General features: G+C 60.7%; 11 protein-coding genes and 1 tRNA gene. 7 read left to right on the forward strand and 5 right to left on the reverse strand.

Going from position 1 to position 9,295, the window contains the following annotated elements; all coding sequences use genetic code 11:
* Positions 1–54: 54 nt before the first annotated feature.
* Positions 55–270 carry a hypothetical protein gene (locus HX790_RS11295; protein ID WP_003171680.1) on the forward strand — a complete coding sequence of 72 codons (216 nt, stop codon included), beginning with the start codon at positions 55–57 and terminating at the stop codon, positions 268–270.
* On the opposite strand, the gene yacG is transcribed toward HX790_RS11295, so the two are convergent.
* From yacG to HX790_RS11315, 4 genes are read right to left on the reverse strand one after another with little or no spacing between them, the layout of a single operon-like run.
* The gene (gene yacG / locus HX790_RS11300) at positions 267–467 is read right to left on the reverse strand and encodes a DNA gyrase inhibitor YacG (RefSeq protein ID WP_017134507.1); all 201 of its coding nucleotides are present in this window, start codon (positions 465–467) and stop codon (positions 267–269) included. The two genes, HX790_RS11295 and yacG, sit on opposite strands and share 4 nt — an antisense overlap.
* Positions 464–1,087, reverse strand: coding sequence for a dephospho-CoA kinase (coaE, locus tag HX790_RS11305; RefSeq protein WP_176991544.1), 624 nt, complete (start codon positions 1,085–1,087; stop codon positions 464–466). The genes yacG and coaE overlap by 4 nt, the downstream gene beginning before the upstream one ends.
* The gene (locus HX790_RS11310) at positions 1,084–1,950 is read right to left on the reverse strand and encodes an A24 family peptidase (RefSeq protein WP_305729033.1); all 867 of its coding nucleotides are present in this window, start codon (positions 1,948–1,950) and stop codon (positions 1,084–1,086) included. Before HX790_RS11310 ends, coaE begins: the two co-directional genes overlap by 4 nt.
* Positions 1,947–3,155: a type II secretion system F family protein gene (locus tag HX790_RS11315; RefSeq protein WP_176991545.1), complete on the reverse strand. Its 1,209-nt coding sequence runs from the start codon at positions 3,153–3,155 to the stop codon at positions 1,947–1,949. Before HX790_RS11315 ends, HX790_RS11310 begins: the two co-directional genes overlap by 4 nt.
* A gap of 202 nt (positions 3,156–3,357) precedes the next feature.
* Here HX790_RS11315 and HX790_RS11320 point away from each other — a divergent pair, with 202 nt between their 5' ends.
* From HX790_RS11320 to HX790_RS11330, 3 genes are all read left to right on the forward strand, one after another.
* Positions 3,358–3,771 carry a pilin gene (locus HX790_RS11320; RefSeq protein ID WP_017134511.1) on the forward strand — a complete coding sequence of 138 codons (414 nt, stop codon included), beginning with the start codon at positions 3,358–3,360 and terminating at the stop codon, positions 3,769–3,771.
* A 64-nt stretch (positions 3,772–3,835) separates the two neighbouring features.
* Positions 3,836–3,908, forward strand: a tRNA-Thr gene (locus tag HX790_RS11325).
* Between the two features lie 166 nt (positions 3,909–4,074).
* The gene (locus HX790_RS11330) at positions 4,075–4,380 is read left to right on the forward strand and encodes a DUF6388 family protein (protein ID WP_017134512.1); all 306 of its coding nucleotides are present in this window, start codon (positions 4,075–4,077) and stop codon (positions 4,378–4,380) included.
* Positions 4,381–4,434: 54 nt separating this feature from the next.
* Here the strand turns inward: HX790_RS11330 and nadC are convergent, their stop codons facing one another.
* Positions 4,435–5,283 carry a carboxylating nicotinate-nucleotide diphosphorylase gene (gene nadC / locus HX790_RS11335; RefSeq protein WP_026013482.1) on the reverse strand — a complete coding sequence of 283 codons (849 nt, stop codon included), beginning with the start codon at positions 5,281–5,283 and terminating at the stop codon, positions 4,435–4,437.
* 244 nt (positions 5,284–5,527) lie between these two features.
* Between nadC and HX790_RS11340 the strand changes: the two genes are divergently transcribed.
* The 3 genes from HX790_RS11340 (at position 5,528) to ampE (ending at position 9,142) form a co-directional block, all read left to right on the forward strand.
* Positions 5,528–7,684 carry a DUF1631 domain-containing protein gene (locus HX790_RS11340; protein ID WP_176991546.1) on the forward strand — a complete coding sequence of 719 codons (2,157 nt, stop codon included), beginning with the start codon at positions 5,528–5,530 and terminating at the stop codon, positions 7,682–7,684.
* Between the two features lie 61 nt (positions 7,685–7,745).
* A complete protein-coding gene (ampD, locus tag HX790_RS11345; RefSeq protein ID WP_099550501.1) occupies positions 7,746–8,309 on the forward strand; it encodes a 1,6-anhydro-N-acetylmuramyl-L-alanine amidase AmpD in 564 nt (187 codons plus the stop codon).
* A complete protein-coding gene (ampE, locus tag HX790_RS11350) occupies positions 8,306–9,142 on the forward strand; it encodes a regulatory signaling modulator protein AmpE (protein WP_138451122.1) in 837 nt (278 codons plus the stop codon). The genes ampD and ampE overlap by 4 nt, the downstream gene beginning before the upstream one ends.
* Positions 9,143–9,295 lie beyond the last annotated feature (153 nt).

The raw sequence follows: 9,295 nt of genomic DNA on the forward strand, positions 1-9,295 counted from the left end.
GCCGCGCAGGCCCATGCTCTGCGAAATTTTACTGAGCAGGGCGGGGCACAGACTATGAGTGTGTACGAATGGGCGCGGCAAGAGTTGCGCAGAAGCCAGGATGCGGCACAGGAAATTGGTTTTGACCCAGGTCTTACCCTGCGCGCCATGCTCAGTGCGGTGGTGCAGCAGAGCAAGGGTGTGCGCAGTTTTGAAGACCTGGCCGACGAGCTGCAATACCTTGCAGAAAACCTCGACGACCAGCAGGAATACGCCTTTATGCGGCCTTAGTGGCGCGGCGGCAGGTCTTCTGAGAACAGCTCGTCCTCGGCATCCGGGCTCACCGGAATCTTGTGTTCTTCCGCGGCCCAGGCGCCAAGGTCGATAAGCTTGCAGCGGTCCGAGCAGAACGGCCGGTTGAGGTTGTCGGGTTTCCATTCCACGGGTGCGCCGCAGGTTGGGCAGTCGACGGTCAAGGGTTGGCTCATGATCGGCCTCCACGCAAAGTAAGGTAAAAGTGGTGCAGTCGCTCGACCTCGCTGTGCAGCCAGGCGAGGTCCTTGTCGTTGACCAGCACGTCATCGGCATGGTTCAGACGGCCTTCACGGCTGGACTGAGCCTTGAGGATCGCCTGCACCTGCTGTTCGCTGATGCCGTCGCGCTGCAGGGTACGCTGAATCTGCAGCGATTGCGGCACGTCGATCACCAGGATGCGCTGGGTCATGCTGTACTGGCCGGACTCGATCAGCAGCGGTGAGACCAGGATCGCGTAAGGCGATTGGGCGCGCGCCAGATGGCTGCGAATTTCTTCGCCAATCAACGGGTGCAGCAGGGCTTCCAGCCAGCGACGTTCTTCGGGAACTTCAAAGATCAGCTTGCGCAGGGCCGCGCGGTCCAACTGGCCGTCCGCCTGCAACACGCCTGCACCAAAATGCTCGGCAATGCGTGCGAGTGCTGGCCGGCCGGGTTCGACCACCCAGCGTGCGGCATGGTCGGCATCGACCAGGTCAATGCCCAGGTCGATAAAGTGCTGGGCGGCCGCGCTTTTACCGCTGCCGATGCCGCCGGTGAGGCCTAAAATCCAGGGTGTTGCGACACAAGTGGTCATCTGAAACCGACAGACTGCAAATAGAAGTCGGTTATTTGACCACCCCAGAGCAATGCAATCCAGCCGGCAATTGCCAGGCACGGGCCAAATGGCATCGGCACCGATGCCTGGGACTTGCGCAAACGCATCAGGACAAGGCCTGCGAACACGCCCAGCAGCGACGCTATCAGCAGCGTCATCGGCAGAATCTGCCAACCACCCCAGGCACCGAGCAGGGCCAATAGCTTGAAGTCGCCATAACCCATGCCGTCCTTGCCGGTGACCACTTTGAACACCCAGAACACGCTCCACAGGCACACATAGCCTACGACTGCGCCCCATAGCGCATCGGGCAGCGTCGCCAACAAACCGCCGCTATTGAGGACCAGCCCCAGCCACAGCAGTGGCAACACCAGCACATCCGGCAGCAGTTGATGATCGATGTCGATCAGGCTCATCGCCAGCAGGCCCCAACTCAGCAGCATCACTGCGCCAGCTTGCCAGCCGAAGCCAAAATGCCAGGCGACCATGGCCGAGAGCAGCGCACAGGCCAGTTCGGTAAAGGGGTAACGCGCGCTGATAGACTCGCGGCAGCGGGCGCAGCGCCCCTTGAGTAGCAGGTAGCTGAGTACCGGGATATTTTCCCAGGGGCGAATCGGCTGGCTGCAATGCGCACAGCACGAGTTGGGATGCATCAGGTTGTAGACAGGGCCGGCGGGGTCGGCCGGCAGGCCGAGTATTTCCTGGGCCTGGGCGCGCCATTCGCGTACGAGCATCTTCGGCAGGCGCCACACCAGCACATTGAGAAAGCTGCCGACGATCAGGCCGAGCACCAACGCCATCCCGACAAAGACCCAGGGTTGTTCACCCAGCAGCAGGCTCAAAACGCCGACCCCAACTGGAACACCGGCAGATACATCGCAATCACCAACGCGCCGACAATGCCCCCCAACACCACCATGATCAGTGGCTCCATCAGGCTGGTGAGGTTATCGACCAGGTTTTCCACATCGGCTTCATAGTGGTTGGCGACTTTATCCAGCATGAGGTCCAGGGTGCCCGACTCTTCACCGATGGCCGTCATCTGGATGGCCATGCCGGGGAACAGCCCGCTGTGGGCCATGGACTGGTTCAACGGCACACCTGTGGATACATCGTGCCGCATATGTTCGATCGCCTTTGTGAACAACCCATTACCTGCCGCGCCTGCCACGGAGTCCAGAGCCTGCACCAATGGCACGCCCGCGGCAAAGGTGGTTGAAAGTGTACGGGCGTAACGGGCGATGGCTGAGCGCCTCAGCAGTGTGCCAGCCAGGGGCGCGTTCAACAAAGCGGCATCCAGCCCGTCACGAAACCCCGGGTAAGCCCGATAGGCATGGCGCAGCGCAGTTATTGCCATACCCAGCCCCAGGGCAAGCATCCACCAGGCGTGCTGCAGGAAGTTGGACAGCGCAATCACCAGCAAGGTAAAGCCTGGTAGTTGGCCGTTTACCCCGGCGAAGAGGTTCTGGAACTGCGGCACCACGTGGATAAGCAAAACTGCACTGACCAGGCAGGCGACGACGATTACGGCGATAGGGTAGGTCATGGCTTTTTTGATTCGCGCCTTGAGCTGCTGGCTTTTTTCCAGGTGAATCGCCACCCGTTCGAGCAATGTTTCCAGGGCGCCTGCCTGTTCGCCTGCGGCAACCAGGTTGCAATACAAATCATCAAAGTGACGCGGCTGTTTGCGCAGCGCTGCTGCCAGGCTACTACCGGCGGCAATCTCCTGCTTCAAGCCTTTTATCAACGCGCGCATCTGCCGGTTTTCGAAGCCTTCGCAGATGATGTCGAGCGCCTGCAGCAGCGCAATGCCGGCCTTTAACAGGGTCGCCAATTGGCGCGTGAACAGCGCGATGTCGGCGGGTTTTATCGGCGCGGCAAAATATGGCCGGTGCGAAGCCTTTTTGCGCACGCGTCCGGGGTAAATCCCCTGCTGGCGCAGCTGTGCCTTGATCAGTGCCAGGTTATGCCCGGTGGCTTGCCCGGACACCCGGCGGCCTTTGCGGTTGGTGCCTTCCCAGGCGTAGATCGTTGAAGCTTCATTCATGGCACAGGTCCGCACACAGGTCGTCGTAGATTTATAGCTTAGTCAGATGACGGATTCGGACCGCTCGTGGGCGCGCGATAAAATGTCAGAATGTGCGTCTTACCCACAATTGGGCGCTCACGGATGAGTACACTGGCGCCGCTGCACACTGCGGGGCGCAGGACGCGCCTTGATAAGGTTTTTATTCTGGAGAGTGAATGTGATGCGTCAGAAAGGCTTTACCTTGATCGAGTTGTTGATCGTCGTGGCAATCATCGGCATTTTGGCCACCATCGGTCTGCCCATGTACACCAAGCACCAGGCCAAGGCCAAGTTCACGGCGGGGCTGGCTGAAATTGCGGCGTTGAAGGCCGGTTTTGAAGACACCCTTAACCAGGGCACTGTGCCGACCTTGCCTTTGATTGGTGGCACCAGCCCGACTGCCAACTGCACGATCACCGTAACCGGCGATGTGGCCACGGGCGTCGGTTCCATTACCTGCGAAATCCTCGATGCACCTGCGCCGGTACTGGGCAAGACCATCACCTTGACGCGCAGCGCCACCCAGGGTTGGGCCTGTGCCACCACGGTCGAGGCGCAGTACGCCGCCAAGGGTTGCGGCGCCGACGGGGCGTAATGCCTGCCGGGCGGTCAGCGAGTTTGTTGCTGCCTGCCCAATGCGGTGCTAGCTTTAGCCCACCGCCCGTGTAGCTCAGTTGGTAGAGCAGCGCACTCGTAACGCGAAGGTCGCAGGTTCGACTCCTGTCTCGGGCACAAGGCAACACTGTTTCAACGGCGACACTGTTTCAAAGGCAACGTTTTCAGATGATCCCAGAATGGTTCTGAAGGCCAGACGAGGCGGCATTCGTGCCCACTCTTTTGTATCTGCGCAACCTTGATGACCCAGATGCATCCCCATTCCATGATCTAAGAGAACAACATGACCACACAAGAAATGACCCAGGAACAGCGGCACGAAGCAGCCCTCAAAAAATACGTCGCGGAATCGCCGGAACTGCTCGACGAGATCAAGGACCTTAGCGCCGATGATCAAAAGGACCAGATCCAGTGGGCCTTCGAGGATGAGGCCGAGGCCCAGGGCCTACAGCCATGGGAACTGACCCTCAAGTACACCTCGACGCCGCAAGAGTTCGAAGCGGCGCGCCTGGCCTTGCACAAGGAGGCCGCCGAGGTACTGGGCGTTGACTGGAACGAGTATTGCGGGATGAATAATCTCGCGATCTGAGCGCGAAATTGAAGGAGCGAGCAACCTCGCTCCTTTTGCTCGGATGTTGCTTGCTCAGATGCTCAGGCGCATCGACAAATCCACCGCCTTCACATCCTTGGTCATCGCACCGATGGAAATGTAATCCACCCCGGTCTGCGCGATAGGCAGCAAGGTGGTTTCATTGATCCCGCCGCTGGCTTCCAGCTTGGCCTTGCCGGCATTCAGGCGCACGGCCTCACGCATGTCATCCAGGCTCAACTCGTCGAGCATGATGATATCGGCGCCCGCCGCCAAAGCTTCACGCAGCTCCTCCAGGCTTTCCACTTCGATTTCCACCGGCTTGCCCGGCGCGATCTTGTGGGCGGCGGTAATCGCCTCGGCAATCCCGCCACAGGCGGCGATATGGTTTTCCTTGATCAGGAACGCGTCATACAACCCGATGCGATGGTTGTGGCAACCGCCGCAAGTCACGGCGTACTTCTGCGCCAGGCGCAGGCCCGGCAGGGTTTTGCGGGTGTCCAGCAACTTGACCTGAGTGCTGGCGACAAAGTCCGCCAAGTACTGCGCGCGCGTGGCGACGCCTGACAACATCTGCAGAAAATTCAGCGCACACCTTTCGCCGCTCAGCAGTGAGCGTGCCGGGCCTTCAAGGTGGAACAGCACTTGATTGGGGCTCACACGCTCACCGTCGGCCACCTGCCAATGCACCGCAACCCGTGGGTCGAGCTGGCGGAACACCGCGTCCACCCAGGCGGTGCCGGCGATAACGGCTGCGTCGCGGGTAATGATGGTGGCCTTGGCCAGCCGTTCGGCCGGGATCAGTTGCGCAGTGATGTCGCCGCTGCCGATGTCTTCCAGCAGTGCGCGGCGCACGTTGGCTTCGATTTCGGCGGTGAGGTCGGCAAGACGGAGATTCGGCATAACAGGCTCCACAAACAAAGTGCCTCGATTATAGGGGCAGCGCGCCGCCGAACCCATACTCGCCACTCATTTACAGCGCATTGGCAGAGTTCACTGGCGCAACAGCCCCCATTTGCAAGATAATCTCGCGCCTTGCGATTGGCGTCATAGCTTTGACGTCCTTGGAGATAACCGGTGTTTGCAGCCCGATGGGGCCTGTAGCCGATTTTTCCCCAACTCATCACCGCCGTTTCAGGAGGCCAGGATGCACATTGACGGAAAGGTGGTGCCCATCAATCGGGCACAGGCCACGCCATCGCCGCTCGCGCGCCTGCCGGTGGTGTTGCTGCAGGTTCGCGACAAGGCTGCACAGCAGTTGCAGCAAGGTTTGCAGGAGCTGTTCGATAACGCTGACGACACCTTGTTTGAAATGGCCGACAAGGCCCGCAGCAACGTCGACCACCATATTTTCTTTGAAGCCATGCGTGACCTGCGCCTCAAACGCAAGAATTTCGAGCGCGTGTTCATGGAGCAATTGTTCGCCGCATTTATCGACCTGGGCCAGGCCGAGCGCGGTGAGTTTCACCTGGTGCCGATGGTGTCCTATGAGGCGGCGCCGGGTACGTCCAGTGATGAGCTGGAAAAAGCCGTCGCGCTGGAGGCCATGCTCGGCCGGGTGCGCCATCGCGATGGCCTGGCGCTGGGGCAATTAACCGCGCGCCTGGGCGCGTTGCTCGGCAACCCCCTGGATGAGCGCGATAACCCGCTTGGCCCGGCACTGCTGTGCGAGTTCTTCCTGCGTGCGGGGCGCAGCCTGGGTGTGGAGATTCGCGTCAAGCTGATCATGCTCAAGCTGTTCGAAAAGTATGTGCTCAGTGACGCCGACCAACTGTACGCCGAGGCCAACCAACTGCTGGTTGCCACTGGCGTTTTGCCGCAGCTCAAGGCTGTGCCGTCACGCCGCCCAGGTGGGCGTGAAGCTCGCGAGCAGCAGCGCGAAGGCAGTGTGCAGGCCGTTGATCAGCCCATGGATGAAAACGGCCAGCAAGCCTTCGCCGCGTTGCAGAAGTTGCTCGCTGCCGTGCGTGGCAGCGTCGCGCCCACCCTGGAAGCCAGCGCCGAACCCCAGCCCATCGCCACCCGCGATTTGCTGCGCCTGCTCTCCCACCTGCAGCAATATGTGCCGGAGCCCGAGGCCGAAGACGACTTCGACCTGCGTAACCAGCTTGAGCAGTTGCTGACTCGCGTGAGCGTCAAGAGCGGCAAGTCCCGTGTGGTGGAAGACGCCGATGAGGATGTGATCAACCTGGTCGCGCTGTTGTTCGAGTTCATCCTCACTGACCACTGCGTGCCTGACGTATTCAAGGCCTTGATCGCACGCTTGCAGATTCCGCTGTTGAAAGTGGCGGTGCTGGACAAGAGTTTTTTCAGCCGCGCCAGCCACCCGGCGCGACGTCTGCTCAATGAAATCGCCAGCGCCGCCATGACATGGAGCCCGCGCGATGATTATCAGCGTGACAGCCTGTACCTGCGCACTGAGCAGGTGGTGCAACGGCTGTTGAATGAGTTCGTTGAAGACCTGGCGATTTTCCGCCAGGTGCTGGCGCAGTTCAGTGCCTCTACTGCCGACGAGCGCCACCGCAGCGAATTGCTCGAACAGCACACCTGTGAGGCCGAAGAAGGCCGGGTGCGCAAAGACGCCGCGCGTCAGCGGGTGGCCGAGGTGCTCAATCGACGGTTGGTGGGCCGAGTGTTGCCGCAGTCCGTGGTGCAGTTTATCCAGCAGGCCTGGAGCCAGGTGCTGTTGCTGGCCAGCCTCAAGCAGGGCGAGCAGTCAGTGCAATGGCAGGCGGCCGTGCGCACCATGGACGAATTGATCTGGAGCGTCAGCCTGCAAAAAGACACCGAGGCCGGCCGGCACTTGCTTGAGCAACTGCCCGGCCTGCTCAAAGCCTTGCGTGATGGGTTGACCAGTGCTGCGTTCGACCCCTTCAGCACCCGCGAATTTTTTGTACGTTTGCAGGCCATGCACCTGCAGTCGTTCGAAGGCGAGCGCCTGGACACGCTGATCGAGGTGCGTGAGCCGTTTTCGCTCAGTAACGAGGTGCCTGACGCCATCCCGAGTCTGCCCAGTGATGATCCGGAGTTGCTCAAGGTCCAGCAGTTGCACATTGGTCACTGGTTTGAGTTCCAGCAGGAGGACGGCAGCCGGCTGCGTTGCAAGCTGAAGGCCATCATGGCGCCGGCCAACCGCTATATTTTTGTCAGCCGCACCGGGCTCAAAGCCCTCGAGAAAAGTGCCGGCCAATTGGCCATGGCCCTCAAGCAGGGCGCGCTGCGCAGCCTTGATGAGGGGCTGCTGTTCGACCGCGCGCTGACGTCGGTGATTGGCACGCTGCGCCAACTCAATCGCGGCAAGTGATCGCAACCGCAGGGCTGAACGCGGCATACTGGTAACACCTCGTCTCATTCAAGGAACCCGTATGCAGTTGGACCCCACCAGCGGTTGGTGCCAGGGCATCCGTCATTGCCCGTCGCCCAACTTCAACGAGCGCCCCGCCGGCGAGATCTCACTGTTGGTGGTGCATAACATCAGCCTGCCACCGGGGCAGTTTGCTACTGGCAAAGTGCAGGAGTTTTTCCAGAACCGCCTGGACGTCACGGAGCATCCCTACTTTGAAAGCATTGCCAGCCTACGGGTGTCTGCGCATTTTCTGATTGAGCGCGACGGCTTGGTGACACAATTTGTGTCGTGCCTGGAGCGTGCCTGGCATGCCGGGGTGTCCAGTTTCGAGGGGCGTGAAGTGTGCAATGACTTTTCCCTCGGGATCGAACTGGAAGGCACGGACGAGCTACCGTTCACCGATGCGCAATATGTGTCGCTGATCGACCTGGCCCGGCAACTGTTGTCGGCCTACCCAGGCATTACCCAGCAGCGTATTTGTGGTCACAGTGATATCGCACCGGGACGCAAGACCGATCCAGGCCCGGCTTTTGATTGGACGCGCTTTCGCAGCGCCCTGCAGGATGGAGGACACGCACGATGAGTTTCCTGGTGTTGGTGCTGGCGGTGTGGATCGAGAAGTTCTCGGCCCTGCGTCGGCGGTTGCAACGTGACGGCGGATGGCTGCGCGAGCTGGCCAAGCTGGAGTCGAGCCCGCGCATGGGCAAGCAGCCTTGGCTGATCCTGGTACTGCTGGTGTTGTTGCCGGTGGCCGTGCTGGGGTTGTTGCTGTTGGTGCTGGAGCCCGTGGCTTATGGCCTGTTGGCACTGCCGGTGCATTTGCTGGTGGTGATCTACAGCCTGGGGCGCGGCGACCTGCTGGGCGAGCTTGGGCCGTTTCGCGACGCCTGGCGGCGCGGCGACCTGCAAGCTGCCGAGCACGTCGCCGAGCGCGACCTGAAGGTGGCCGCCGACAGTGGCGAGCAACTGCTGGAGCGGGTTCAAGGCCATTTGCTGTGGCAGGCCTACCAAAGCTTTTTTGCGGTGATTTTCTGGTATTTCCTGCTTGGCCCGGTCGCGGCCCTGGCTTATCGCCTGTTGGCATTGGCCAGCGAGAACAGCCAGAACCCGCTGGTCGCCGAACGCGCCGGGCAATTGCGTCACGCATTTGACTGGCTGCCGGTGCGTCTGTTGGCGGCCAGCTTTGCCCTGGTGGGTAACTTTGTCGCGGTCAGCCGGGTGATGCTGCATGAGCTGTTGAGCTGGGACATCAGCGCTGCGCAACTGATGGAAAAAGTTGGCTTGGTGGCGGCTGAAATTCCACCACCGGTGGTGGGGGCCGATGGCATCAACAGCCTGGATCGTCTGTGGGAACTGCTGCTGCGGGCTGCGGTGCTGTGGTATGCGGGGTTTGCGATTTGGACGGTGTTGCCTTAGCTCCGTACGGTCAAAATGTGGGAGCTGGCTTGCCTGCGATGGCGGCTTGTGGGTGTACATATCCATTGCTGCGGTAACGGCTGCTTAGGGTTCCGCCCTTACGGCGGGTCACTTTTGTAAAGACACAAAAGTAACCAAAAGGTCTTCGCCCCA

Origin of the sequence: Pseudomonas sp. IPO3747 (genome assembly GCF_013385245.1) — a bacterium.
Lineage (GTDB): Bacteria > Pseudomonadota > Gammaproteobacteria > Pseudomonadales > Pseudomonadaceae > Aquipseudomonas > Aquipseudomonas edaphica.

What these genes read in the sequence shown, in the direction of transcription:
- coaE (WP_176991544.1), bottom strand. Translation starts at nt 1,087, where the DNA reads ATGACCACTTGTGTCGCAACACCCTGGATTTTAGGCCTCACCGGCGGC.
- HX790_RS11340 (WP_176991546.1), top strand. Translation starts at nt 5,528, where the DNA reads ATGCACATTGACGGAAAGGTGGTGCCCATCAATCGGGCACAGGCCACG.
- HX790_RS11320 (WP_017134511.1), top strand. Translation starts at nt 3,358, where the DNA reads ATGCGTCAGAAAGGCTTTACCTTGATCGAGTTGTTGATCGTCGTGGCA.
- HX790_RS11295 (WP_003171680.1), top strand. Translation starts at nt 55, where the DNA reads ATGAGTGTGTACGAATGGGCGCGGCAAGAGTTGCGCAGAAGCCAGGAT.
- yacG (WP_017134507.1), bottom strand. Translation starts at nt 467, where the DNA reads ATGAGCCAACCCTTGACCGTCGACTGCCCAACCTGCGGCGCACCCGTG.
- ampD (WP_099550501.1), top strand. Translation starts at nt 7,746, where the DNA reads ATGCAGTTGGACCCCACCAGCGGTTGGTGCCAGGGCATCCGTCATTGC.
- ampE (WP_138451122.1), top strand. Translation starts at nt 8,306, where the DNA reads ATGAGTTTCCTGGTGTTGGTGCTGGCGGTGTGGATCGAGAAGTTCTCG.
- HX790_RS11315 (WP_176991545.1), bottom strand. Translation starts at nt 3,155, where the DNA reads ATGAATGAAGCTTCAACGATCTACGCCTGGGAAGGCACCAACCGCAAA.
- nadC (WP_026013482.1), bottom strand. Translation starts at nt 5,283, where the DNA reads ATGCCGAATCTCCGTCTTGCCGACCTCACCGCCGAAATCGAAGCCAAC.
- HX790_RS11330 (WP_017134512.1), top strand. Translation starts at nt 4,075, where the DNA reads ATGACCACACAAGAAATGACCCAGGAACAGCGGCACGAAGCAGCCCTC.